Source organism: Lysinibacillus sp. EB106-09-02-XG168 (assembly GCF_058791475.1).
This window is the reverse complement of sequence record NZ_JBYTDN010000003.1, coordinates 4177556-4202304: the sequence shown is the minus strand read 5'-3', so window position 1 is coordinate 4202304 and position 24749 is coordinate 4177556. Positions and strand designations below refer to the sequence as shown.

Annotated in this window: 24 protein-coding genes and 1 riboswitch; of the genes, 17 read left to right on the top strand and 7 right to left on the bottom strand. The window is 37.5% G+C overall.

Features of this window, described 5'->3' with window-relative positions:
- Positions 1-58 precede the first annotated feature (58 nt).
- Positions 59-655: a metallophosphoesterase family protein gene (locus AC3WSO_RS21330; RefSeq protein WP_492533489.1), complete on the bottom strand. Its 597-nt coding sequence runs from the start codon at positions 653-655 to the stop codon at positions 59-61.
- A gap of 389 nt (positions 656-1044) precedes the next feature.
- Between AC3WSO_RS21330 and AC3WSO_RS21325 the strand changes: the two genes are divergently transcribed.
- From AC3WSO_RS21325 to AC3WSO_RS21285, 9 genes are all read left to right on the top strand, one after another.
- Positions 1045-2547: a class I adenylate-forming enzyme family protein gene (locus AC3WSO_RS21325; RefSeq protein WP_492533487.1), complete on the top strand. Its 1503-nt coding sequence runs from the start codon at positions 1045-1047 to the stop codon at positions 2545-2547.
- Between the two features lie 282 nt (positions 2548-2829).
- Positions 2830-3816 carry a C39 family peptidase gene (locus AC3WSO_RS21320; RefSeq protein ID WP_492533485.1) on the top strand — a complete coding sequence of 329 codons (987 nt, stop codon included), beginning with the start codon at positions 2830-2832 and terminating at the stop codon, positions 3814-3816.
- A gap of 196 nt (positions 3817-4012) precedes the next feature.
- A complete protein-coding gene (locus AC3WSO_RS21315) occupies positions 4013-5242 on the top strand; it encodes a carboxylate--amine ligase (protein ID WP_492533483.1) in 1230 nt (409 codons plus the stop codon).
- Positions 5242-5943, top strand: coding sequence for a cysteate racemase (gene cuyB, locus AC3WSO_RS21310; protein WP_492533481.1), 702 nt, complete (start codon positions 5242-5244; stop codon positions 5941-5943). Before AC3WSO_RS21315 ends, cuyB begins: the two co-directional genes overlap by 1 nt.
- A 261-nt stretch (positions 5944-6204) precedes the next feature.
- Positions 6205-7353, top strand: a complete 1149-nt coding sequence (locus AC3WSO_RS21305) for a DEAD/DEAH box helicase (RefSeq protein ID WP_492533479.1) — start codon at positions 6205-6207, stop codon at positions 7351-7353.
- A gap of 1 nt (position 7354) precedes the next feature.
- Complete coding sequence (locus AC3WSO_RS21300) at positions 7355-8584, top strand: aminopeptidase (RefSeq protein ID WP_492533478.1); 1230 nt, start codon at positions 7355-7357, stop codon at positions 8582-8584.
- 30 nt (positions 8585-8614) lie between these two features.
- Complete coding sequence (locus tag AC3WSO_RS21295) at positions 8615-9535, top strand: SGNH/GDSL hydrolase family protein (RefSeq protein WP_492533477.1); 921 nt, start codon at positions 8615-8617, stop codon at positions 9533-9535.
- A gap of 231 nt (positions 9536-9766) precedes the next feature.
- The gene (locus AC3WSO_RS21290) at positions 9767-10924 is read left to right on the top strand and encodes an exonuclease SbcCD subunit D (protein ID WP_492533475.1); all 1158 of its coding nucleotides are present in this window, start codon (positions 9767-9769) and stop codon (positions 10922-10924) included.
- Positions 10921-14001: an AAA family ATPase gene (locus AC3WSO_RS21285; RefSeq protein WP_492533473.1), complete on the top strand. Its 3081-nt coding sequence runs from the start codon at positions 10921-10923 to the stop codon at positions 13999-14001. Before AC3WSO_RS21290 ends, AC3WSO_RS21285 begins: the two co-directional genes overlap by 4 nt.
- A gap of 42 nt (positions 14002-14043) precedes the next feature.
- Here AC3WSO_RS21285 and AC3WSO_RS21280 read toward each other — a convergent pair whose 3' ends face one another.
- The gene (locus AC3WSO_RS21280) at positions 14044-14160 is read right to left on the bottom strand and encodes a hypothetical protein (protein ID WP_492533472.1); all 117 of its coding nucleotides are present in this window, start codon (positions 14158-14160) and stop codon (positions 14044-14046) included.
- A gap of 48 nt (positions 14161-14208) precedes the next feature.
- On the bottom strand, positions 14209-14541 hold the full coding sequence (locus AC3WSO_RS21275) for a magnetosome magnetite crystal formation protein family (protein WP_492533469.1): 333 nt from the start codon (positions 14539-14541) through the stop codon (positions 14209-14211).
- A 126-nt stretch (positions 14542-14667) separates the two neighbouring features.
- Positions 14668-14775, top strand: a riboswitch (TPP riboswitch).
- A 130-nt stretch (positions 14776-14905) separates the two neighbouring features.
- Here AC3WSO_RS21275 and thiT point away from each other — a divergent pair.
- A complete protein-coding gene (gene thiT, locus AC3WSO_RS21270) occupies positions 14906-15466 on the top strand; it encodes an energy-coupled thiamine transporter ThiT (RefSeq protein ID WP_492533467.1) in 561 nt (186 codons plus the stop codon).
- A gap of 425 nt (positions 15467-15891) precedes the next feature.
- A complete protein-coding gene (gene map, locus AC3WSO_RS21265) occupies positions 15892-16647 on the top strand; it encodes a type I methionyl aminopeptidase (RefSeq protein ID WP_492533466.1) in 756 nt (251 codons plus the stop codon).
- A gap of 22 nt (positions 16648-16669) precedes the next feature.
- On the opposite strand, the gene AC3WSO_RS21260 is transcribed toward map, so the two are convergent.
- Positions 16670-17383, bottom strand: a complete 714-nt coding sequence (locus AC3WSO_RS21260; RefSeq protein ID WP_492533465.1) for a TspO-related membrane protein — start codon at positions 17381-17383, stop codon at positions 16670-16672.
- Positions 17384-17586: 203 nt separating this feature from the next.
- On the opposite strand from AC3WSO_RS21260, the gene AC3WSO_RS21255 reads away from it, so the two are divergent.
- On the top strand, positions 17587-18417 hold the full coding sequence (locus AC3WSO_RS21255) for a polyphosphate kinase 2 family protein (protein WP_492533463.1): 831 nt from the start codon (positions 17587-17589) through the stop codon (positions 18415-18417).
- A 394-nt stretch (positions 18418-18811) separates the two neighbouring features.
- Positions 18812-19399 (top strand): GNAT family N-acetyltransferase, encoded by a 588-nt coding sequence (locus AC3WSO_RS21250; RefSeq protein ID WP_492533461.1) that lies wholly within the window; start codon positions 18812-18814, stop codon positions 19397-19399.
- Positions 19400-19450: 51 nt separating this feature from the next.
- On the opposite strand, the gene AC3WSO_RS21245 is transcribed toward AC3WSO_RS21250, so the two are convergent.
- Together AC3WSO_RS21245 and AC3WSO_RS21240 are read right to left on the bottom strand one after the other, a co-directional pair.
- Positions 19451-20014 carry a beta-class carbonic anhydrase gene (locus tag AC3WSO_RS21245; protein ID WP_427484247.1) on the bottom strand — a complete coding sequence of 188 codons (564 nt, stop codon included), beginning with the start codon at positions 20012-20014 and terminating at the stop codon, positions 19451-19453.
- A 179-nt stretch (positions 20015-20193) separates the two neighbouring features.
- A complete protein-coding gene (locus AC3WSO_RS21240) occupies positions 20194-20328 on the bottom strand; it encodes a hypothetical protein (RefSeq protein WP_276569504.1) in 135 nt (44 codons plus the stop codon).
- A 910-nt stretch (positions 20329-21238) separates the two neighbouring features.
- Between AC3WSO_RS21240 and motA the strand changes: the two genes are divergently transcribed.
- Together motA and motB are read left to right on the top strand one after the other, a co-directional pair.
- On the top strand, positions 21239-22042 hold the full coding sequence (gene motA, locus AC3WSO_RS21235) for a flagellar motor stator protein MotA (RefSeq protein ID WP_079562711.1): 804 nt from the start codon (positions 21239-21241) through the stop codon (positions 22040-22042).
- Positions 22026-22796 carry a flagellar motor protein MotB gene (gene motB / locus AC3WSO_RS21230; RefSeq protein WP_492533460.1) on the top strand — a complete coding sequence of 257 codons (771 nt, stop codon included), beginning with the start codon at positions 22026-22028 and terminating at the stop codon, positions 22794-22796. Before motA ends, motB begins: the two co-directional genes overlap by 17 nt.
- A gap of 66 nt (positions 22797-22862) precedes the next feature.
- Here motB and AC3WSO_RS21225 read toward each other — a convergent pair whose 3' ends face one another.
- A complete protein-coding gene (locus tag AC3WSO_RS21225) occupies positions 22863-23084 on the bottom strand; it encodes a DUF1128 domain-containing protein (RefSeq protein ID WP_079562713.1) in 222 nt (73 codons plus the stop codon).
- A gap of 324 nt (positions 23085-23408) precedes the next feature.
- Here AC3WSO_RS21225 and AC3WSO_RS21220 point away from each other — a divergent pair, with 324 nt between their 5' ends.
- Both AC3WSO_RS21220 and AC3WSO_RS21215 read left to right on the top strand, forming a co-directional pair.
- The gene (locus AC3WSO_RS21220) at positions 23409-23735 is read left to right on the top strand and encodes a YtxH domain-containing protein (protein ID WP_197143553.1); all 327 of its coding nucleotides are present in this window, start codon (positions 23409-23411) and stop codon (positions 23733-23735) included.
- Positions 23736-23759: 24 nt separating this feature from the next.
- A complete protein-coding gene (locus AC3WSO_RS21215) occupies positions 23760-24698 on the top strand; it encodes a YihY/virulence factor BrkB family protein (RefSeq protein ID WP_492533459.1) in 939 nt (312 codons plus the stop codon).
- The last annotated feature ends 51 nt before the right edge of the window (positions 24699-24749 follow it).

Below are 24749 nucleotides of genomic sequence, written 5' to 3'. Positions count from 1 at the left end.
GTGAGTGCTATGTATATTAGCGAAACTGCAGAGTGAGGCTTTCTTTGGATTAAAATAATCAATCCTTCTCAACAGATGGAGCGCACATAAATGTTACTGTTCGTTTAGAACTATCGTAGAGACACCATTCACGGTGATCGACAACTGATCCAACATTAATGCCATACTGCTTTTCTTGTAATGCGATCGGTTCGCCAAAGCGAATACGAATACGTAATTTTTTATTGCGATGATAAAGACCTGATTCATGACTATGTCCGAAGAAAAGGAGCGATTTTTTGAATGGCGGAAATGTTGGTTGCCACGTCACACTCCATTGAAATTGATGGCCATGCATAAGCGTAGCACCATCAATCTCCATTGTTTCAGGTAGCTTTTTAAAACGTTCAATGCCAGTTACGTGCGTAATTCGCTCCTCTTGATTGCCTCGAATAGAGGGGAATGTTAGTAAACTTTCAAAATCATTTTCCACAATTGCAGCTTTTTGAAGCGATAAACCCGACATTGTTTGTGCTTTTTTCTTACTTACAGTACATTCGTATAAATCACCTAATCCTAATACTTTTGCATCTTTCGCAGTGTGCTGAATATGGGCTAGAACTGCCTTCGTATCTTCTATATTAGAATGTAAATCTCCTAAAAGTGCGTACAGCATTTTAATCAGGCCTTTCTTAAAACTTTTTTCAGCAGGTGTTCAAACACTTGTACCTGTCGCTGTGCTTTCACTACATAAACAATTGCTGAAAGAAGTTAATCATTATATAAATATCATACACCTAACAGAAATTGATAGAAAAGTAAAATGTTTATGTATATTTAGTTACATATTCGTCATCACTATAATGTGGAGTTTATTTCAGTCCCCAATTGGTGCCTTCAGGGCTTTCACTAAGAATCTCATATTTTTATGGGAAGAAAAATTGCCAACCATTTCATAGATTGATAAAATATAATTGTAATTTTCTGAATTTTTTTATTGTTATTTGGTTTATAGTGATTCCGTACGGTTTGAGGGTAATGAATTAAAGATTTGGGGGGCTTATGATGACGATGTTAATGACAGACATTTTACAAAACTATGCTATGCAACAACCAAAAAGGATTGCGACGATATACGATGGGACAGAGCTATCCTATAGTGAATTTTATAAAAGTGCAGAAAAATTCGCAACGTACTTACAAGAGCAAGGCTTTGAAAAAGATGATGTAATTGCATTATATACGCTCAATTCAGATTTATTTTTAATTGCTTACATCGGTGTTCAGTTAGCGGGTTACGTTGTCATGCCCATTAATACAAAATTAGCAGCTCCAGAAGTCGAATATATTTTTAATCATTCAGAAGCTAAAGGACTTATTTATGATGAAAGGTTAGAGGATGTACTCACAACGATTGCAAATCCATTTCAACATATTGTAGGGCTCAATGAAATGAAAGACATTATTAAAAATAATCCAGGTCAAAGAAAAGTTATCAAATTGGAGCCTCATGATACTGCTGTTGTTATGTACACTTCTGGAACGACGGGAAAACCAAAAGGAGTAATGCTAACTCATCAAAATATTGTTTCAACAGCGGATATATGGTCGTCATCAATGGACATGACCAATGAGGATCGAATGTTTATTTGTACGCCTTTATTTCATTGTGCAGGTCTTCATGTATTTGCGATACCGATGTTTTATAAAGGCGGTACGATTGCTATAGAAGAGGCTTTTTCTTCGTCAGATACATTAGCACAGCTTGCCGCTACAGCTGCGACAATTTTCTTTGGTGTTCCATCAATGTATACAATAATTTTAAACACACCTAATTTTAAGGAACATACATTTAAAAATTTACGTTTATTATGTTACGGGGCGGCACCGATGCCTTATGAGCTTGTTAAGCAAGTGAAAGAGACTTTCCTTAATGTGAAAGTACAAAACCTGTATGGACAAACTGAAAATTCGCCTGCGACCTCTTCCCTTTTAGATGCCGATGCATTGACGAAAATTGGATCAGTAGGAAAACCTTTAGCACAAACAGACGTCCGTGTTGTTGATAGCTTTGGTGAAACTGTACCAACGGGTGAGGTAGGAGAAATATGTGTTAAAGGACCCCAGGTAATGAAAGGCTATTTACGTAATCCTGAAGAAACAGCTAGAACAATTAAAGATGGATGGCTCTATTCAGGAGATTTAGGGCGTTTTGATGAGGAAGGTTATCTCTATATTGTAGATCGTAAAAAGGATATGGTCATTCGAGGCGGCGAAAATATTTATCCTATCGAGATAGAAGAGGTTTTATATCAACTACCAGAAATTTTAGAGGCAGCTGTTGTAGGTTTACCACATGAAGTATATGGCGAAGTTCCGAAAGCGTTTGTTGTATTAAAGGAAGGGGAGTCTTCTGATGAAGAGACGATATTGACGTACTGTCAGAAGCAGCTTGCAAAATATAAAGTGCCACATGAAATAGAATTTTTAACTGAACTGCCGCGTAATGCTTCTGGTAAGGTTTTGAAGCATTCATTACGACCAAGCGTAAGCAGCACTATAAACTAAGCGTGTAAAGTGAAACTCGAAAAGAGCAAAGCCAATAATACCTTCATTGGGCAATAACCTCATCGATAAAGTGTGAATGAAGAATCAATGATGCCTCGGCCTAATTCCGTAACTTTCGATAGAGGTTTAGGCCAGTGGCAGTCTTTCGCTACAAAAAACATCTGCTGAAAGAGGTTAAAATAGGAACGCCCATGAAATTAGCGTATAATAGAGTCTATGACAAATTGAAATATAATAGAGTTGAAGTTATTGTCTTCAAACAAGATAGGAGCGGAATTTGTCTTGTGGACGAGGTATAAACGCCTTTTACTAATAGGTATTATGATCATCATGCTACTTTCGAGTTGCAATTCGTTTTCTCAGCAGGAAACGCAAAACAATGGATTAACTGTGTTAACGGTAGAGTTTAATAGTGGTGCACCGATACCTAACCTTTATATCACTGCTACAGATGTAAAGACAGGTGAGGTAGTGGAGGATGTGGTTGGCTCTGAAGAGGGCGAAGCGAAATTTTCGAAACTTAAAGAGGGACAGGAATATGCGATCGCTGCAACTACACTTGAAAATAGTACGAAAAACGATGGTTATACGACAATCGAACATATTACATATGATGCGACAAAGCCGTATTATCGATTGCAAACATATTTTTCAAGAGACGAGCAGGAGCTGGGGGTACCAGTTGTTATGCAAAATCCGGAACTACCACATGGATGTGAAATAACATCATTAACAGCTGTATTAAATTATTATGGGCTGGATGTTACGAAGCTGGAAATGGCTGATCACTATTTACCAAAGCAAACTATAAGCAATGTCAACGGACAACGATTTGGTCCAAACCCAGATCAGGCTTTTGCAGGTAACCCTCGTGATAAAACACATGGTATGTATGTCTTTGCAGCTCCGATTGTCAAAGCAGCAGAGGCAGTAATAGCAGATAAACATGCAGACTTACGAGTGTCAAATAAGAGTGGTTCCACGCAGGACGAAATTTTACAGCTTGTTCGAGAGGGAGTCCCTGTTGTCACATGGGTTACATTGGATTTATCAGAGCCAAAAAGAAGTCTAGATAAGGGCTGGATCTATGAAGGTGAACCAGTGCCGCATGAAGCGTATATGAACTTACATGCTGTTGTTTTAACTGGGCATTTAGGCGATAAAGTAGTGGTCATGGACCCATTAAAAGGCTTTGTTACTTATAATGTAGATCAATTTTTTAAAAGCTATAGAGATTTAGGTGAACAAGCTGTAGCCGTTCATAAATGATTCAAAGAAGAGGTATAAGTAGTACAAGGAAAGTATGTTACACTTATAAAAAAGACTCATCACCAAGTAATAAGGATGACATTCGATAAAAAGTCCATTTATATAAGTTGATTGGAGTGGAGGCTGGTAGCCGGAACGGAAATCAACCCCACGTTATGGTGATAAGCCTAAAAAAAGCTAAAGTGAGTTGAGCAGAATGGTCATTGAGCACGCTTTTTTACCGGTTTTATTAGGAGATGAAATGAATGCTTATGGCATGGCAAGAGCATTTTACGAGTCCTATGGCGTTAAACCACTTGCATTAAACCATACGAATATGGAGAAAATACAGCACAGTGATTTATTAACATTTCGTGAAGTTCCAAGACTCCATATTGAAGATCGTTTTGTCGTGGCATTAAAGGCAATTGCAGAGGAATTTACAGGTAAAAAATTGCTTTTATTAGCCTGCGATGAATTTTACGTAAAAAAAATTGTGCAACATAAAGAGGAGCTAACAGAGTATTTTGAAGTTCCTTATGTAGATGCAAACCTTGCTCAAGAGTTATTAACACGCGAGAGCATGTATGAACTTTGTGCAAAGTTCGGCTTTCACTATCCGGCAATGCATGTTTGCACCGTCAATGACTATGAGGAACTTGACATCCCTTTTGAATATCCAGTAGTCATTAAACCGCTGAATATGACAAAGTATGCTGCATGTATTTTTCCAGGCAAGAAAAAAGTATATATTGCACAAGATAACGATGAAAAGGATGCTATTTTCCACGCCATTTATAAGGAATCTGCATACCGAGATGACATAATGGTACAGCAATATATTCCAGGCGAAGATGCTCATATGTGCGTCGTCAATGCTTATGTTGGGCAAGATAATAAAGTAAAGCTGCTTTCTGTAGGTAACCCGATTTTAGAAGAGCATTCTCCAGAGGGGATTGGTCGCTATGTAGCCATAATGACGGCATATGATCAAGACTTAATGGATCGCGTCAAATTGTTTCTAGAGGAGATTCGATTCCACGGGTTTGCCACGTTTGATATGAAGTATGATGAACGCGACAGTCAATATAAGTTATTAAGTATTGAATTACATAATGAACTTTCCAATTATTATGTGACGGCAAGTGGCTATAATTTAATGCAATATGTTGCGGATGATTTTATTCGAGGAAGTAAGCAACAGCTAACTTATGTTCAGAATAAGCATCTTTGGACGATAGTGCCAAATGGTGTACTCTTTAAATATGTACAAAATGAACAGCTAGTAATTGAAGCGAAGAGCCTTATTCGCCAAGGGATGGCTACGGATTCCATCTTTAATTATAAGGATATGAATGCGAAACGTTGGTTGAATATAACGCTAGATAATTTAAGTTTTTATCGCCAATATAAGAAATATTTTAACAACAAAGGTCTGTCAAACTAATGAAAAAACAAACTTTAGGTATAATAGGTGGCGTAGGTCCACTAGCAACGATGTTTATCGGTGAAATGATTGTAAGACGTACGAAGGCAACGAAGGATCAGGAGCATTTACATACAATCATTGATAATGATACGAATATCCCTGATCGTACTGCCTTTATTTTAGATAGTACAAAGGAAAATCCTGTACCAGTAATAGTCGCAGATGCTAAAAAGCTTGCTTCTGTTGGGGCAAATATGATTGCTATTCCATGTAATACAGCACATACCTTTTACGATGAGATTGTTGAAGGTTCTCCAGTCCCTGTATTACATATGATAAGGGAAACAGCAAAGCGTGCCTCGGATTTAGGGGCTGAGCGTGTAGGTATTTTAGCGACAACAGGTACATTGACTTCACGTATGTATCAAGATGCGTTAGAGGAATTTGGTATAACACCAGTTGTCCCAGACGATGGGATGAAAGAAAAAGTCATGTCTATTATTTATGATTATGTAAAGGCTGGGAAAGATGTCTCTCAAGAGGATTGGCAACCGATAGAAGAGGCAATGCTTGCACTTAATTGTGATCGTATCGTATTAGGATGTACAGAATTATCTATCGTCAATCGAGATTTAAAATTAAGTGACACCTATATCGACTCATTAATTGTTTTAGCAGAGCGTGCTATAGAAGCATGCGGCTATGAAATAGTAGATTAACAATTGAATCAACCAAATAAAAATCTGCTCGCTCTTCGCGGGTAAGCTGTAAACCTTCAAAGAAGCTCCGGTGTCTATGAGGGCTTGAAGGCTTACAATTCCCGTGCATGAATCGTGCAGATTTTTTTCGCATTATTGTGCAAGAAGATGCCCATCTCAAAATTCGTTAGGTGAGATTATAAAATGGTTTATGTACATATGAAGTAGGAAAATGATTAGTGTGTTAAACTAGTGTCAAGTAGATAGAAGGTGGGAAATTACATGTCAGTAATAAATTTATTAAATGAAGATTTACAAGCAAAATGGAAATTTGAAGAACCGATGAAAATTCAAGAAGAAATGATTCCAGCAATGCTTGAGGGCAAGGATATGGTAGCTGAATCGCCGACAGGATCGGGGAAGACGTTAGCATATGTACTTCCTTTACTAAATAAAGTAAACGGTTCAAAAAAACAAACACAAGGACTTATCGTAGCCCCATCACAGGAGCTAGCGATGCAAATTGTAGAGGTTATCCGTGAATGGACAGCAGGTTCTGATATTTCGGTTCAGCAACTAATTGGTGGTGCAAACTCTGCACGTCAAATCGAAAAGTTAAAGAAAAAACCGACGATCGTTGTAGGAACACCAGGCCGATTAAATGAATTAGCACGTGCCGGAAAATTAAAGCTAAAAGAAATAGAAACAGTTATTTTAGATGAATGTGATCAGTTACTTAGTCGTGAATATCGCGTTGTCGTAAAATCCTTTATCGAAGGTTCAGCATATGGACGACAAGTAGTTGTTGTTTCAGCAACAATTACGGAGGAAATTGAATTAGTAGCTAGTCGCATGATGTTCGAGCCAGTACGCTTCAAAATTAAACCTGAAGATATGTTAAAGGTTGGTAAAGTTGTACACTCTTTCGTGAAAGTAGAGGAGCGAGATAAAACTGATTTCCTACGTCGACTATCACATACTGAAGGATTACGTGCACTAGCTTTCGTTAACAATATAGATCAATTGCTGATGAAGGAAACGAAATTACAATACCGTGCGGCACCGATTGTGACATTACACTCTGACATGAAAAAAGAAGAACGTAAAAAGACATTAGATGCATTCCGTAAAGGAGATGCGCGTATTTTAATTGCTACAGATATTGCTGCACGTGGTTTAGATATTGCAGGTTTAACACATGTTATTCATGTTGATGTTCCAAGAACAATTGAGCAGTATTTACATCGTTCTGGCCGTACAGGTCGTGCAGGAGCAGATGGCGAAGTATTAACATTATTATCATATCGTGATGAAAAAACATATAAAAAATGGACTAGAGAAATTCCTGGGAAACCTGTACAGAAAGTATGGCATGAGGGTAAGATAGTGGAGGGCAATTCAAAAACAATTGGACAAAAGCGAGGTAAATAATATGACTTTTGAAGAAAAATTACAAGCATATGCAGAACTTGCGGTAAAAGTCGGTGTTAATATTCAACAAGGGCAATATTTATTAATCAATACATCAGTCGATGCATTGGATTTCGCCCGTTTAGTTGTGAAAGAGGCCTATAAGGCTGGGGCAGGACGTGTTCATGTTAACTTATCAGATGATGAAATGGATCGTGCTTACTTTGAGCATGCCTCAGATGAAGAATTTAATCGTTTTCCAGAATGGGTAGTTAAAATGCGTGATGAGGTAATCGAACGTAAAGGGGCATTCTTATTGATTGATGCTGCAGACCCTGATAAATTAACAGGTATTTCAGCAGACCGTCTAGCTACTCATCAAAAGGTATCAGGAGCTGCTCTAAGAAACTATCGTAACGCTGTCATGAAGGATTTAATCGCTTGGTCGATTGTAGCCGTTCCTTCACCAAAGTGGGCATCGAAAGTGTTCCCAGACTTAGCGGCCGAGGAACAAGTGCCAGCATTATGGGAGGCTATATTTAAGACTGTTCGTATCGGTGAAGGCAATGCTGTTGAAAACTGGCGTGAGCATGTAACAAATTTAGAATCTCGTGCAGACCTTCTGAACAATAAAAAATATGCGAAGCTTCACTATAAAGCGCCAGGTACTGATTTAACAATTGCATTAGCGCCACAGCATAAATGGCTTACTGGAGGTAGTAGAACGCCAGATGATACGATATTTATTGCTAATATGCCTACAGAAGAGGTTTATACATTACCGATGAAACAAGGTGTTAATGGCTATGTCAGCAATACAAAACCATTAGCTTATCAAGGGAATATTATCGATGGCTTTAAACTGACATTCGAAGAAGGAAAAATTGTTCAGGCTGAAGCACAGGTAGGGCATGAATTATTACAGGAGCTTATTAATGTGGATGAAGGCTCTTGCTATTTAGGTGAGGTAGCACTTGTACCGCATGAATCACCAATTTCAGCATCGGGAATTTTATATTTTAATACATTATTTGATGAAAATGCATCGAACCATTTAGCGATTGGTGAAGCTTATCCAACTTGCTTAGAGGGTGGAAGAGATTTAGAAAAAGGTCAGCTTGAAGCATTAGGTGCAAATATTTCAGTAACACATGAGGACTTTATGATTGGCAGCGGTGAGATGGACATCGACGGTATTTTACCAGACGGAACTGTAGAGCCGATTTTCCGTAAAGGTAGCTGGGCATTTTAAGTACTTGATGGAAAGAAAGGAGTTGAGCAGATGAAACGATACCTATGCTTAATGGGTACAGTTATACTTACGATGGTATTTAGTGTTTCATCTGCTTTAGCTCAGACTGAAAACTACCTGTCAATTGGAGATTCCTTGGCGGCTGGTCAAACACCTTATCAACAGATTGATACAGGCTACAGTGATTTAATCGCCATGAAATTAGGAATGACTGGGCAATTGAGCTTCTATACGAAGGAGCTCGCTTTCCCAGGCTATACAACAGCCGACGTTTTGAAACGAGTAAAATCAGAGGAAGCAAGTGATTTATTAGCTAATGCAACACTTATTACTGTTTCGGCAGGCGCCAATGATTTACTGCGGCTAGTGCAAGCAAATCCAACTGCTGGTACATTAGCCTTTTCTCAGCTACAAACTGATTATGCATTAAACATTGCCAGAAAAAATATGGCGGAGATTTTAGAAGCGTTAAAAGTGCGGGCACCTAAAGCAAAGGTCTATGTAATGGGCTATTATTTTGCTTATCCAAATGCTCATGCTACCCAAAAAGAAGGTACAAATGCACAGCTCGTTAAGCTAAATACGATTTTGCAGCAACAGGCAGAGCATGCTGGAGCAGCTTACGTAGACGTATATGATGCTTTTGGGTTAAACGCTAGAAACTTTTTACCCAATATCTCTGATGTACATCCTAATTTTGAAGGCTATCGCCAAATGGCAAATGCATTTTTACATGAATATAGTGGAAATAAAGCTTTAGCCATTTCTTCAAACGAATTACCAAAGCCCAACCCTATTTCATTTGACCAGATTTTAGAACAACTAGTGAAGGCAGAGCAGAAAAAAGAGGACAGTGAAAAAGAAAAAACAACTCCTACGGCGCGTGCCATCCCAAGTTTTAAAGGATATGCTGCTTTTATGGAGAAGGTAAGAGCTAAAGAAATTTTTTAATGGACAGGGCATTCGACAAGGATGCTCTTTTTTATGTTGAAGATCTATCAAAATATTGGCGATGGAAAGAATCATTGAAGCAACGGATAGTATCGCCGAAGCGACGGATACACCCCGGCACGTCGTCTCCCAAATTATGATGAGAAGCCTATTATAATTTTCAAACTAATAAAAGGAAAAACAAACAATCCAACAGCCATGATAAAATGAAATAGACAGGAGGCGCACAAAATGAAAATATTTCATACAGCAGATTGGCATTTAGGGAAGCTTGTACAAGGCGTCTACATGACCGAGGATCAACATTTTATTTTACAGCAATTTAAGCTAGCTATAGATGAAGAGAAACCAGATGTTATCGTTATAGCAGGTGATTTATATGACCGTTCGATGCCCCCGATTGAGGCAGTGAATTTATTAAATGATATTTTGGCGGAAATTGTGCAGGATAAGAAAATTCCTGTGTTAGCAGTTGCCGGGAACCACGATAGTGCGGGTCGATTAAACTTTGGTAGTAGTTTAATGAGTGATAGTGGATTACATATTAAAGGCCAGTTTACGAAAGATCATGCACCAATCGTTTTACATGATGAATATGGTGAAGTACATTTTCATCTCGTCCCTTATGCAGAGCCAGCGTCAGTACGGACGATTTTAGAGGATGATTCCATTCGCTCTCATCAAGATGCGATGGAAAAAATTATTGAATATATTGGGCAAAGTTTAGATTCTTCAAAGCGTAATGTTTTTGTTGGACATGCCTTTGTGACGAAGTATGGAGAAGAAGAAGCAAATACGAGTGAATCAGAGCGACCTTTATCAATAGGGGGCTCAGATTGCATAAATGCTGCGCTGTTTAAGCCTTTTCATTACACTGCGCTTGGACATTTGCATAAAGCGCATTTTGTGTTGAACGAAACGATTCGATATGCCGGTTCTCCATTGAAGTATTCATTATCAGAGCACCTACATGAGAAGGGCTTTTTAATAGTTGAGCTAGATGCACAGGGGGAAACAACTGTCACGAAGCGAAAGCTTATACCGAGACGAGACTTACGAGTGGTAGAGGGGAAACTGGATGATTTATTGCAATTACCACCAAGTGATGATTATGTATTTGTACGTTTAACAGATACTACGCCAGTAACTTCGCCGATGGAACGTATTCGTACAGTGTTTCCTCATGCGATGCATGTTGAGCGTAAAACAATACGCCAAGAAGTAGCACAAGAAATTCAAGCGGTCGAGACAGAGAAGATAGAAGACATCGATTTATTCCGATCATTTTTTACAGATATTATAGGTATACAGCCAGATGAAGATACAGAGCGTCTATTTACAGAGATGCTGCAAGAATTATTAGATGAGGAGCGAGAGACAGTAAAATGAAGCCTTTAAAGTTAACGATTACTGCATTCGGTCCATATAAAAATACAGAGGTTATTGATTTTCAACAGCTAGGTGAACATCGTCTATTTGCGATTTCTGGAAAAACAGGTGCAGGGAAAACGACGATTTTTGATGCTATATGCTATGCACTTTACGGATCGGGTAGCGGTGAAGATCGTCAAGATACGGCAATGTTACGAAGCGGGTTTGCAGATGATGATGTGTATACTGCTGTGGAACTTGTTTTTGAAATGCATGATAGAGTGTATCAAATATTACGTCAGCCAGGTCATATTAAAGAAAAGAACAAAAGTGTTACTGGTAAGAAAATAGAACTGGCTGAAATCAAAGGAGACACACTTGATTATAGTATTGTAGAAAAGCAGCAAACACTTGAGGTAGATAAAAAGCTACAGGAAATAATAGGCCTCACAAAGGATCAATTTAGTCAAATTGTTATGCTGCCACAAGGTGAATTTCGCAAGCTATTAACTTCGGATTCTACGAATAAAGAAGTTATTTTGCGCAAGATTTTTAAAACAGACCGTTTTGGTGCTATGACAAAAAGACTTGATGCGAAACGAAAAGAAGCAGAAAGTGATTTACTGCGCGCGAAGCAATTAAAAGAGCATCTTCTTGGCCAAATTGCGGGGGCATTGCCACAGCGTTCGTCATCTTTATTTACTTGTATTACTAATAATACTGAAAATATGTATCAGTTAAAGAAGGCTCTGGAAGAAGAGCAAACCTACTATACTGAATGTATACAATTGGAACAGCAGCGTTATAAAGTAGCTTATGCGCATCATCAAAAAGAGCAAGAGTTTTATAGTATGGCGAAAACATTGAATGAGCAATTTGATGAGCAAACGAATCGTCAGAACCGTCTGCAAGTATTGCTACAAGAGCAAGATGTATATAGCGCAAAAGAACGTGAAATTGCATTAGCAGAGAAAGCAGAACGTCTTGTTATATTTGAGCAACAATGCGTCGATTTACGTACTGAGCAAAATCGTAAAGAACAATCCTGTCAGCAAGCAGTGACAGAGCAACAAAACGCAGAAGCTCAGTTAAAATTAGCTCAGGAAAAATTTAATGTTGAAGAGGCGAAGGAACCTGAACGCCAACACGTTCTACAACAGGAGTTACAGCTTCAAGCATTATTACCAACTTTTGAGGCGTATGAGAATAATCTTCAGCAACTACAAATAGCTAAACAATATGTTGCAACAGCCAAGCTAGCAGTAGACGATAATCGTAAAATCGTAGAAACAGGTCAAATGCAAGTTCAGCATCTAGCAACAACAATTGAACAATATGAAAAACAACTTGAGCCATATGAAGGTTTTTTAGAGCAGCTACCGAAGCTAAAAGAGCAAGTATCATACTTAGCGCAAGTTGAAAAATATACTAGAGCAGTAGAAATGGCAGAGCAGGATGTAGCTACGACTAATGTCCACTATCAAGAAAGTAAGAAAGCTCTTCAAAAGTTGGAGCAACAATGGATTGCGAGTCAGGCAAGTATTTTAGCACAGCAGCTTAAGGATGGCGAGGCTTGCCCAGTATGCGGTAGTACAATACATCTCGAAACACATCGTGAGCAATTAGAGATGATCGAATTAGGACAGGTGGAATCTTTACGAGTAAAGGCTACTAATGATGAGCGTAAGTTTTTAGAGAAAGAAGCTTTATTGAATTCTACAAATCATCTTCTACAAGAGGCATTAGAACAGTTAGAGACGAATGAGATTGATCAATCGAACCAAGCACAAATTGTAGCTTCCTTACAAAATATAGAGCAACAAATTACAATCTTAAAAGTAGTGAGCAATCAATTGTCTGATGTACGCATGCAACAAAAGGATCATCGTGTACGAATGGAGCAGCTACAAGAAAAGCAATTAAAGCTAGAGCAATATTTAGCTGAAAAGACGAAGGAATTGACTAAACAACAAGCAGTTGTGGAAGAGCAGCAAAAACATATTCCAGAAAATCTTACGACGCTACATGCATTGAAACAGGCAATTGCTCAAATAGGTTCTCAAAAGGTTGCCTTACAAACTGCGTGGACTATCAGCCAACAAAGTTTGCAAACTGCCAAGGAAACAGCAAACAATGCTAGAATGACCGTCGAAATAGCGAAGCAGGCTTTTGAGGAGTTAAAACTGAAGATGGATGAAAAGCGCGAGCAATTTTCAGTAAGTATGAAGGAAGCTGGCTTTGAAAGCTATGAAGAATTTGCTACTGGAAAGCGTAGCGTGTTGCAAATGGATGCTTTACGGAAGGCTTGCAGTGATTATGCTATGCAAATCCACACTTTACAGGTACAAATTACTGAGGGAGCGAAGCACCTTAAAGGGCAAGAGAAGCAAGATTTAACGGCAATGGAAGAAAAGTTAGAGGTGCTTCGTGTAACCTATGAGGAAGCCTTTAAAGTATTGCAGCAGATGGAAGGATTTGTGAAAGTTTGCGCAGACTTTATTGAAAAAGTGGAGGAAGCGGAGCTGGAAATACGCTTACTTGAAAAAGAAGCTGGACGAGTAAAAGAACTCTATACAATGTTAAATGGGCAAAATGCGAAAAAGCTGTCCTTTGAGCGTTATATTCAAATCAATTATTTAGATAAAATTACAGAGGCAGCAAATGTCCGACTTTATCATTTATCGAACGGTCAATTTGAGCTACGACGTTCAGATCGTTTAGAAAAGCATGCTAAGCAAAGTGGGCTTGGCCTAGATGTGTATGATGCCTATACAGACCAATTACGTGATGTAAAAACATTATCAGGGGGAGAAAAGTTTAATGCTTCTTTAAGTCTTGCCCTTGGGATGGCAGATGTTATTCAAAGCTTTCAAGGTAATATCCGTATTGAAACAATGTTTATTGATGAGGGCTTTGGTTCTCTTGATGAAGAGGCATTAAATAAGGCGATTGATACTCTTATTGATTTACAAGATTCTGGACGCATGATTGGCGTCATTTCACACGTTGCAGAGTTAAAAGCTACAATGCCTGCAGTGTTGCACGTTGAAAAAACAATGAACGGACATAGTCAAACATATTTTGAAGTGAAATAAAGAAAGAGGCGTATTTCCGATGTGTGGAAATACGCCTTTTTATCACTTTTTAGTTATGTTAGGATTTGTTCCTTTTTTTGCAGCGATTACTTTTTTAACAATTGGAATAACGATCGGTGCTAATTTTACGGCGGTTTTGACAACTTTAGATACTTTCAAAAAATAACAGCTCCTTTTAGTACGTTCTGTTCAAGGTTGAAATGAAACTTATCGGATAACGCGAACCGCTTGAATAATATTCCAAATAAGAATTCCGATTGAAACAAGAATGTAAATCACAAATGAAACTAACCAAATGATAAGAAATGAACTACTACCTGAATCTGGTTCAAAAGTGTTGAATGATAAAGTTGAGAAAATAAAGACTGCAAAAAATATTATTCCAAATACGACTGGGATTAAATGTGATATTAGTGCTCGAAGAGAATGACTTTTTACGTCGTTATCTTTTGAAACAAAGTAAACGACTAATGGCACAATAAAGGGTGCAAAAAAGATACTGAGATAACTAAAGGCAGATAAAATTTTTTGGTTCTCCATAGTTGTACCTCCTTTTTAAATATTTACGCATGAAAAACAGTAAAGTTTCAAAAAAATTAATGTGGAAGAGGTTGTAATCGTTACAGTGTTTGCGTACAATGAGGTTGTTCAACTAAATTAAGATGTAACGACCACAAGGGGAGCTGATGATGTCAGCTGAGACTGGGCACGTAATGCCTTAACTCTTTGAACCTGTAAGTTAACACTTGCGTAGGGATGTGGATAGAAACCGACACTTTTACGATGTGAGGCTCTGTCCTGGCATCGTTTTTTTATCTTTATTGATGCTAGATAGGGACATATTTGCCAACTGATTTCTATTCCTGCTCTTGTATCCTACATCGGAACAAAGGAGAGAATAATTATGGACAATAAAAAACTTTTAATGCTTGTGGAGATTGCGATTTTCGCAGCGATTGGCCTTGTGCTCGATCAGGTTTCCTTTAAAGTATGGGCACAAGGAGGCTCTGTTAGTCTCGTAATGGTGCCAATAATGTTAATAGCATTCCGCTGGGGTCTTATTCCAGGCATGGTAACGGGTTTACTTATTGGTGTTATGCAAACAATGTTTGGCGCCTATATTATACATTGGCTTCAAGGAACACTTGATTATGGTGTTGCCTTTACGGTAGTAGGCTTAGCGGCCGTTGTACGTGGGCCAGTGCTTGAGGCTGCAAAAGATTTAAACAAAAAGAAAATGGCGCTTTATATTATTTTAGGAACGGTATTAGCGGGCTTTTTACGTTATGCAGCACATACCATTGGGGGCGCTGTATTTTTCGCAGAGTATGCAGGTGATCAAAATTCATGGGTTTATTCAATCATCTATAATGGAACATATATGCTACCAGCAACGATTTTAACAGCGATAGTCGGTGTTCTGTTATTTACGGCAGCACCTCAATTAATGCAACGAAAATCATAATTATTATGCCCTTCACATGAGTGAAGGGTTTTTATTATTATTTAGTTCCTCACCATAACATGGGGGTGATTTCCGTTCCGACTGGACCCTTTGTTGCTGCCGCTTCGCTTTCGCACAGATAAAACATTTGCTAACGAAACGGCAGCGGCACCGATGTTGGTCACGAAGGCGTTATCACAGGATGTGATGATTTTAGCCTTCGTTCCCCTATTGCTAATCCCCGAGGAGTCGCCCAGTCTCCACTCCAATTAACATATGCACATTGTTTACGTTTTAATAAATGTCATCCTCAACTTATGGAGATAAGCCTGTTTTCGGCACTTTATAATTTATGATGGCATATAATATTTAAAGCGTTTAGCGTTTTAAGCATAGAAAGTTATGTTATATTAAATAGTAGATATTAGATGAAAGGGACGTTAAAAATGATTGTAAAAACGCAAGAAGAGATTGAAGCCTTTAAAAAAATCGGCCGTATTTGTGCTGAAATTCGTGAAGCAATGAAGGCTGCTACAAAACCAGGTGTAACAACACTAGAACTAGATGAAATTGCAGGCCGTATGTTTGCTGAGGCCGGAGCAGTTTCTGGACCTAAAGGGGAGTATGATTTCCCAGGATACACATGTATTAGTGTTAATGAGGAAGTCGCACACGGTATTCCAGGTGGACGTGTGATTAAAGAGGGAGATATCGTCAATATAGATGTATCTGGTTCATTAAACGGCTATTTTGCTGATACAGGCATTTCATTTGTAGTTGGTGAAGGCTATGAGGATAAAGAAAAGTTGTGTCGCGTAGCCAAAAGTGCTTTTGATCGTGCGATGACAAAAGTAAAAGCTGGATCAAAATTAAACCAAATCGGCAAAGCTGTTGAGCGTGAAGCATATGCTAATGATTTAACAGTGATTATGAACCTAACAGGACATGGTTTAGGTCGTTCTTTACATGATGAGCCAAACCATATTTTAAACTATTATGATGCATGGGATTCTACAATTATGAAAGAGGGCATGGTTCTTGCAGTTGAGCCATTTATCTCAGCGAAAGCGGAGCATATTGTGGAGTCTGGTGATGGCTGGACATTCGTTACGCCAGACAAATCATTAGTTGCTCAAATCGAGCATTCAATTATCGTTACAAAAGACAAACCAATTATTTTAACTTCACTTGATGAACAATAAAAATTAAAATCCTGCTACCAATTTATTTTTGGTAGGCAGGATTTTTTTTAATAAATAATATACCGACAAGTAGCACTCCGCATAAAAACAAGGCTGCCGTTGACACAAGTAGCTCATCAAAACCATTATGTAATACGACCCCTATATAGGACCAGATAAATACACTTGGATAGATAATATCAAAATAATGGAATCGAATATGTAGTGCTATTGCTACCCCAAGTGTCAGTAAAATAACTGCCCACAGTGGATCGCTAAGTCCAAAACCATTCCATTGATAAGATGTCAGCGTGAAGCTTACATTTGTCATCAGGCTGAATGTAACCCATGCGAAGTAAATCGAGAAGGGTAAACGACCTGTAAGTGAGTTATTGATGAGAGGGTACGTTTTGTACAACTTAGATAAATACAGTACTAAAATAAACGTGCTGACGATTGACACGATAAATAATTCGTGATGCCAAACAACAATTGCTAGCGCCTGCATGATACATATGCTACTAAAGAGAACAGTCTGTTTAATAGATGTCTTTTTTAGATTCATGACTAACCAATAACCAAGTAACATGTAAACCACAATCCAAATCACATAACTAACATTAAAAGGTGCAAATATTACTGGAAAACGATTTGAAATCTCTAAGGAAGATTGACCGTTTATTTTCATGAAATAGGATGAAAAGGTTAGGATAAGTGAGACAACGTAAGTGATTGTCATCAAAAAAAATCGAGGCATGTTTTCCTCTCCCTTCGTGTTAAATTGTATAGGGAAAAGACAAATAAGTATAGGACTGTAACGTTATATTTTCATTATAACGGAAATTTCCAACAATGTATCGTGTTGTTTCGCTAAAATTATCTACAATTTACCATTTGAATGGGCATGCATATATTTCTTTAGTACAATGGAAGTATACAAATGTAAGGAGTGAAGTTTTAATGACTCAAAATTTAAATGATCTAGATCTATCAGTTAATCTAGATAAGAAAATGTATAAAAAGAAATTAAAAGTACTCCAGTATGAAATGTTAAATGCTCAACAGTTTTTATTAAACAATAAAATAGGGTTAATTTTAGTATTTGAAGGTATGGATGCTGCTGGTAAGGGAGGCGCAATTAAGCGTCTAATTGAACGTGTTGATCCACGTGGTTATGTCGTACATCCGATTTCAGCGCCTCAGCCCCATGAGCTACGCTACAATTATTTACAACGCTTTTGGAGAAAGCTGCCACAGCATGGACAAATCGCAATTTTTGATCGCTCTTGGTATGGTCGTGTATTAGTTGAGCGTATTGAAGGATTTGCAACAAATGAAGAGTGGTCTCGTGCATACGAAGAAATGAATAATTTTGAAAAGATTCTAACGGCAGGAGATTATATTGTCATTAAGTTTTGGCTTCAAGTATCTGATGAGGAGCAACTTAAACGTTTTAAAGAACGTGAGCAGGATCCGTATAAGTCTTGGAAGCTAACAGATGAAGACTGGCGAAATCGTGAAAAAACGCCACTGTATGTAGAAGCTGCAAATGAAATGTTTGAGAAGACTGATAAGAAAAATGCTCCATGGGTTCTAATACCAGGAGACGATAAAAAGTATGCTCGTGTACAGGTACTGCAAGAAACACTAGCACATATCGAACGTGAAGCAAAAAAACGTGGCCTTCATTTAACGAATGTCTTAGACAAAGCGCATTTAGAAGATGCAGAATCGTCTAGCCTTGAATTGTTAGAAGAGAAGCCTAAAAAACAAAAACAAAAAATGAAATAATGTTATGGATGCTGTAACAACAAGACGAGATGTTTTAGTTGTAGCAGCATCTTTTTTTACATACAATAAAGTAAAATTTCAATTCGGTGGGTGTTTACCCACAAATTGGACATATTACTAAAAGTTGAGGACGATATTTGTTGCAATTTATACCATATATAAGTTGATCTTCGTTACAACTGGGCGACTCCTTAGGGATCAGCAAAAAAGGAACGGAGGCTAAAAGCATCACATCCTGTGATAACGCCTCCGTGACCAACATCGGAGCGCCCAGTCGGAACGGACATTAATCACACGTTGTGATAAATATTTACAAATCGTTTGTTAACCATTGATAAAATGAACGCAGGCATTAAAAACGTATTGACAATTATCGGAAGGTTAGTGTGGAGAAATGGTGCTTAAAATTTGGAAACTATTGAGGAAAAAGGGTGAAAATGTGGTATCAATTCAGGGGGAGAAATGCTACATTCGCACATTTTTTGAAAAAGATGCACAAAGTTTAACTGATCTCGTAAGCCGCAATAAATATTTTTGGTCTACATACGAACCGTTACAACGACCTGAATATTATACAATTAATGCTCAATATAAAAAAATTCAAGAAAGCTTATACTTAATGGACTCAAAGAGGGAGTTTACTTTCGGTATTTTTGAGCCGGGTACAAATAATCTAATAGGACATATTGCTCTTTATGCAGTAAAACGTTTACCGTATTCCAGTGCATTTGTTGGCTATGCGATGGATGAAATTTATGTGGGGAAAGGGATCGTAACAGAAGCGGTTAATATGGTCGTGCAATTTGCATTCGAGCAAGTAGGCTTACATCGTGTAGAGGCTTATGTTTCGACACAAAATAATCCTTCTATCCGTGTTTTAGAAAAGTCCGGGTTTCAGCAAGAAGGCCTTTTGAGAAAGCTGCTGTACATTAATGGCCAATGGGTGGATCATTACATGTATGCACGTTTAGAGAACGAATAAAAAGAAGCGTCCATCTTTCAAGTAATGAAGGATAGACGCTTCTTATTTTTACTATTGTTTACTACCGTCTATGATTAAGTCAAGGCGACCTGTATTTGGATCAACTACTAATCCATGAACGGGCACATCTTTCACCATTAACGGGTGATTGCGAATTGTATCTACGCTTTTCTTAACACTTGTTGCTACGTCGCCAAAGCCACGTAAAAACTCTTTTAAATCGAGACCTGAATTTTCTACCGTTTTGATAGTTTCAGGGTTAATTCCTCTAGCAACCATTTTACTTAGCATTGCTTCTGGGTCAACTGCGCTCATGCCGCAGTCGTAATGCCCGACAACATACACTTCATCTGCTTGTAGTTCATAAACAGCTACAAGTAAACTACGCATAATTGCACCAAAAGGATGACTAACTAATGCCCCGGCACTTTTAACGATTTTTACATCACCATTACGTAAATTCATAGCTTTAGGTAACAGCTCTACAAGGCGAGTATCCATACAAGATAACACAACGATGCGTTTATCAGGATACTTTGTTGTAATAAAAGGCTCATATTTTTTTTCTTGAACGAAATCTTCATTAAACTTAAGAATATCTTGTAACATTGTCATGAAAGATTGCTCCCTTCCCTACAAATATTTTAGAGCAAAATGATCAATATGCAAATAATAATGACAATATTCACGCAATATTTTTACGAAAAAAAAGAAGTTTAGTTATCTTTAAGCGAAACGAAATAATTGAAAAAATAAAAAACAGCTACGTTATGTAGCTGTTTTTTATAGATAGATTAGAATTTTTCACTTGGTTTTGGATCTACAGTTACTGAAGACTTAGTATCTAAACCAACTTGTAAGTAGTGGATGAAGAATGCCGTAGCAATTAGTAAAACAACCGAAAAACCTAGTACAGTCGTAATGAACATAATGAAAGCTCCTCTCTACTAAAATAATCTAAAATAATATCTAAAGTAATTATACAATAGGTTACTAGGAAAATCTAAGGAGAATTTATGACAACCATAAGATACCTAGTCTGGACAAAAAATAGTAGGTATAAAATACTTGAAATCCCTAGTTTTTATCACAACGAACAGATTCTTTTTTACCTATCCGCAGTAATGTTATTTATACTCATTTATCTCAAAACTGATCGTAAAGCCATGTGACAAGCTTAGATTTAGCTAATTCTTCAATAGCTCTTACATTCTCTTCCTACCTTCTATATGAAAATAATAGGCAGCATTCTCAATAACGAATTGATTAGAGGCATTTTCATCAAAAATAATAAACAAGAATTTGAAATAGGTATTTCCGTGTCTTTAGGTGGTGAAAGGAGTTTTTTTGCCCAAGTACAAAGCCGAATCAAGGCGCAATTATGTTGAGGTATATTTGATTAAATAGAGGAAAAAAATAAATGATTCTTTAGGAGTACTTTAAGTGTGAGCGTGAAAAAAAGTATCGTCTGACACATCGGTAAACAGTTGTTTTACACTATTTTTCTATAAAGTTATAATAAATATCTGAAGCTGGTTTTGATTATCCGTCGAATAGCTTATATAGTAAAATTGATATTTTTGGGTATTTACTCCTTCTTTTGCGACACGTTCAGCATTTTTTGATAATTTTGTGTTGAAGGATAATAACAAATTCTTAAGTAATTTCAAATAAAGACAATTTAATGTATTATTCTTAATTCAATATAATCAAATATCGTCGGAAAGTGAATAAAAAGTATTTATTACATCGAAAAAAATGTGAAATACATTTATACTATATTAAAATTATGGAAAAAAGGACGAAATAAAGCTTAATAGGAGATTTGGAGGTTCTAGAATGGATATATCGTCGATTGTAGGGTTAATACTTGCGCTAGTAGCGCTATTAACAGGAATGGTACTAAAGGGTGTAAGTTTAAGTGCGTTTTATAACCCAGCTGCCATTTTAATTATCATCTTCGGTACAATTTCCGCAGTAACAATTGCCTTCCCAATGAAGGAGTTAAAGCGTGTACCAAAGCTATTTAAAATTCTTTTTAAAGAAACAAAATTAGCAGATGATATTGAGATTATTAAGATGTTTTCACAATGGGCTGATTTAGCTCGCCGTGAAGGTCTGTTAGCGCTTGAAAGTAAAGCTTCAGAAATTGAAGACCCATTTTTGAAAAATGGACTTACGTTAGCAATTGATGGTCAAAATGCGGATTATATTCGTGACGTCCTAACAGAAGAAGTCGAAGCAATGGAAGAACGTCATGCTAGTGGTTCTGCAATCTTTACACAAGCTGGTACATATGCCCCGACTTTAGGGGTACTTGGTGCGGTAGTAGGTTTAATCGCCGCGTTAGCAGATATGAATGACATAGAAAAGCTAGGACATGCTATTTCAGCTGCTTTTATGGCTACATTACTAGGTATTTTTACAGGTTATGTTTTATGGCATCCATTTGCGAATAAATTAAAACGTAAATCTGCTATCGAAGTTAAGCAAAAAAGAATGATGATTGAAGGCATCCTATCTGTCTTAGAAGGGGAGGCGCCGCGTGTTATCGAACAAAAATTATCTTCTTACTTAACAATGGAAGAACGTCGTCAAATTTCTGATGAAAGCGGGGCGGGCGGCCTTGGCAAAGAAAGCTAAGAAAAAAAAGCATGATGAGCATATCGATGAGTCTTGGTTAGTTCCGTATGCAGATATTTTAACATTGCTATTAGCTGTATTTATCATATTGTTTGCATCCAGTTCGGTAGATCAAGACAAGCTAGAGAGAATGTCACAAGTGTTTAATCAAGTATTTGATGGTGGTACAGGCTTTTTAGAGCAGCCTGCACCGATACAAAGTCCAAATGCAGAAAGTGACAAAACACCACAACAAGCTCAAAACTCCGCGTATTTAAAGGATCAGAAGGAGTTAGCTGAAATTAAAGATAGTGTTGATAATTTTATCGCAGTTAATGAGATGGAAGGTCAATTTGCAACAGCAATGACTGATGAGGGTTTACTTGTAACAATTCGTGATAGTATTTTGTTTGATCCAGGGAAAGCAGAGATTAAACCAGAATATAATGCGATAGCTAAAGAGCTTTCAGATGTATTAGTTTCTAATCCACCACGTAGTATTGTGATTACGGGTCATACGGATAATGTTCCAGCTGGTCCTAACTTCACTTCTAACTTACAACTCTCAGCATTGCGTGCAGTGAACTTTGCAGAAATTTTAATAAACAGTAACTCGGCGTTAGATCGTCGAAACTTTAGTACACAAGGTTTCGGTGAAAACCGTGCCATTGCACCAAATGATTCTGCAGAAGGACGTTCTAAAAACCGTCGTGTAGAAGTGTTAATACAACCTCTTATAACTGAGGATGGTACTGCTGCAAAAAAAGCAAAATAGAAAAAAGCTATTAGTAACAGGCTCTGATGCCGTATTGCTAATAGCTTTTTATTTACAAAATCCTATTTATTTGCGTAAAGCGCCTAATTCAGCAACGATAGCCTGCATTTCGCTTGGACTAAATGTATCACGCTTCATGACCATTTCGTATAAATAAACAAGATCTTCGTAATCAGCTTCATTGAAATTTTCCGATTTCATTGCATCGACATTCACCATACGAAGCTTTTCTTTCATTTGATCAACCATATAAATAACGTTCTCTTTTGACGGTACTGATAAATCCATTATTTAAACCTACCTTTCATAATCCTCGGAAATATCATTTCATTGAATAAAAAAAATGTCAACACTGATTTGGGCATTGCTTTAAAAATAGACTGTTATTGGGTAGAATAAGGGCAGTGATAGTTTAATTATGGTTCATCACCATAACGTAGGGTTGATTTCTGTTCCGACTGGGGATGATTCGCTTTCGCGCAGAGCAAAGTTTCTTGGGGGACGTCCAGTCACCACTCCAATCAACTTGTATACAAAATCATCCCTAACTTTTGATGATGAGTCTTAATTGTTCTAAAGGAATATACATTTACCAAGCAGGGGGTATTTAATATGGGACGAAGTAAATTATTAGCATCCATCGTAGTTGGTGCTGCAGTTGGTGCTGCATTGAGCATGTTAGACCGTACAACGCGTGAAAAAACAATAGCTACAACAAAACAGATGAAAGAAGCAATCACGTATTATGCAGCCAATCGAGAGGAATTACAAGTGTTAGTTGAGGAAAAAGTATTAGCCGCTAAAGTGCTATGTGAAGGTGTGTCAGAAAATGTAAATGCGATTGCTGAAAAAGTGGATGAATTTAAAGAATTACCTTCCACAATCGAAAGCATGATTAATGATACAAAAGCAGCCTTTGCTTTACCTGATAAAGAATAGTTGTTCGTACAGGAGGAAATTTGTATGAAAAAGAAAAAAGCATCGATACGTACAGCTGTTGGGATGGTGAAGTCATTTGTCTCGCCCGACGAAGACACTGTAAATGTGATGACATCAAGGGGCTTTATGCAAGATTTAATTCTCCGCTTTCAGCGAGTGGAAATATCAGCTCTTGCCGCAGAATTGGCTTATTTCTTTTTATTATCTTTTTTCCCGCTATTAATTTTTTTAGTTACATTACTACCGTATTTGAATTTAGAGACGACGCAAGTGTATTCCTTTCTAGTGAATGTTATGCCGGACGAGGTGTATAGGCTTATTGAAAATACATTAAATGAAATTTTAACAAGCCGTAATAGTAGTCTGTTATCCATCGGGGTGCTTGGAACAATTTGGTCTGCTTCTAAAGGGATTAATGCGTTGATTAGAGCCTTGAATAAGGCCTACGATACAGAAAATAGGGGAAGTTTATTGGAACGAGGGTTATCCCTTGTTTTCACTATAGCGTTTGTCGTTGTATTTGCTGTTGCACTACTTTTACCGGTTTTTGGGCAACAAGTGGGGCATTTCTTATTTTCGATTGTTGGCATTGAGGAGCAATTTGAAATTATCTGGCATAGAATGCGTTGGTGGATACCCCCTTTACTTATTTTCATCGTATTAATAGGGGTCTATAGATTTATTCCGAATACAAATCCACGTTTGAAATTAATGAGTGTTTGGCCGGGTGCGTTGTTTTCGACGTTGGGCTGGCTGGCAGTTACGTTTGTTTTCTCTTTTTATATTAATAATTTTGCGAATTATTCCGCTACATATGGCAGTATTGGGGGCGTTATTATTTTAATGCTTTGGCTATATTTCACGGGGATTATTGTAATTTCTGGTGGCGTTTTAAATGCGACGATGCAGAAAAAAGCATTGCAAAAAGAACTTGTAATGCAGGAGACTTTAATAAATAGTTAGGAATATTAAAAAGGACAGCCTCGAGATCACGTTTTGTGATACGAGGCTGTT

Excerpts from the sequence above, each read along its gene's own strand:
- AC3WSO_RS21240 (WP_276569504.1), bottom strand. The coding sequence starts at position 20,328 with ATGTTCATTACGACTGTACTAGGTTTTTCGGTTGTTTTACTAATTGCT.
- AC3WSO_RS21315 (WP_492533483.1), top strand. The coding sequence starts at position 4,013 with ATGGTCATTGAGCACGCTTTTTTACCGGTTTTATTAGGAGATGAAATG.
- AC3WSO_RS21300 (WP_492533478.1), top strand. The coding sequence starts at position 7,355 with ATGACTTTTGAAGAAAAATTACAAGCATATGCAGAACTTGCGGTAAAA.
- AC3WSO_RS21325 (WP_492533487.1), top strand. The coding sequence starts at position 1,045 with ATGACGATGTTAATGACAGACATTTTACAAAACTATGCTATGCAACAA.
- AC3WSO_RS21290 (WP_492533475.1), top strand. The coding sequence starts at position 9,767 with ATGAAAATATTTCATACAGCAGATTGGCATTTAGGGAAGCTTGTACAA.
- AC3WSO_RS21285 (WP_492533473.1), top strand. The coding sequence starts at position 10,921 with ATGAAGCCTTTAAAGTTAACGATTACTGCATTCGGTCCATATAAAAAT.
- motA (WP_079562711.1), top strand. The coding sequence starts at position 21,239 with ATGGATATATCGTCGATTGTAGGGTTAATACTTGCGCTAGTAGCGCTA.
- cuyB (WP_492533481.1), top strand. The coding sequence starts at position 5,242 with ATGAAAAAACAAACTTTAGGTATAATAGGTGGCGTAGGTCCACTAGCA.
- AC3WSO_RS21275 (WP_492533469.1), bottom strand. The coding sequence starts at position 14,541 with ATGGAGAACCAAAAAATTTTATCTGCCTTTAGTTATCTCAGTATCTTT.
- AC3WSO_RS21305 (WP_492533479.1), top strand. The coding sequence starts at position 6,205 with ATGTCAGTAATAAATTTATTAAATGAAGATTTACAAGCAAAATGGAAA.
- AC3WSO_RS21220 (WP_197143553.1), top strand. The coding sequence starts at position 23,409 with ATGGGACGAAGTAAATTATTAGCATCCATCGTAGTTGGTGCTGCAGTT.
- AC3WSO_RS21245 (WP_427484247.1), bottom strand. The coding sequence starts at position 20,014 with ATGACAATGTTACAAGATATTCTTAAGTTTAATGAAGATTTCGTTCAA.
- AC3WSO_RS21225 (WP_079562713.1), bottom strand. The coding sequence starts at position 23,084 with ATGGATTTATCAGTACCGTCAAAAGAGAACGTTATTTATATGGTTGAT.
- AC3WSO_RS21330 (WP_492533489.1), bottom strand. The coding sequence starts at position 655 with ATGCTGTACGCACTTTTAGGAGATTTACATTCTAATATAGAAGATACG.
- AC3WSO_RS21255 (WP_492533463.1), top strand. The coding sequence starts at position 17,587 with ATGACTCAAAATTTAAATGATCTAGATCTATCAGTTAATCTAGATAAG.
- thiT (WP_492533467.1), top strand. The coding sequence starts at position 14,906 with ATGGACAATAAAAAACTTTTAATGCTTGTGGAGATTGCGATTTTCGCA.
- AC3WSO_RS21295 (WP_492533477.1), top strand. The coding sequence starts at position 8,615 with ATGAAACGATACCTATGCTTAATGGGTACAGTTATACTTACGATGGTA.
- AC3WSO_RS21250 (WP_492533461.1), top strand. The coding sequence starts at position 18,812 with ATGGTGCTTAAAATTTGGAAACTATTGAGGAAAAAGGGTGAAAATGTG.
- map (WP_492533466.1), top strand. The coding sequence starts at position 15,892 with ATGATTGTAAAAACGCAAGAAGAGATTGAAGCCTTTAAAAAAATCGGC.
- AC3WSO_RS21260 (WP_492533465.1), bottom strand. The coding sequence starts at position 17,383 with ATGCCTCGATTTTTTTTGATGACAATCACTTACGTTGTCTCACTTATC.
- AC3WSO_RS21215 (WP_492533459.1), top strand. The coding sequence starts at position 23,760 with ATGAAAAAGAAAAAAGCATCGATACGTACAGCTGTTGGGATGGTGAAG.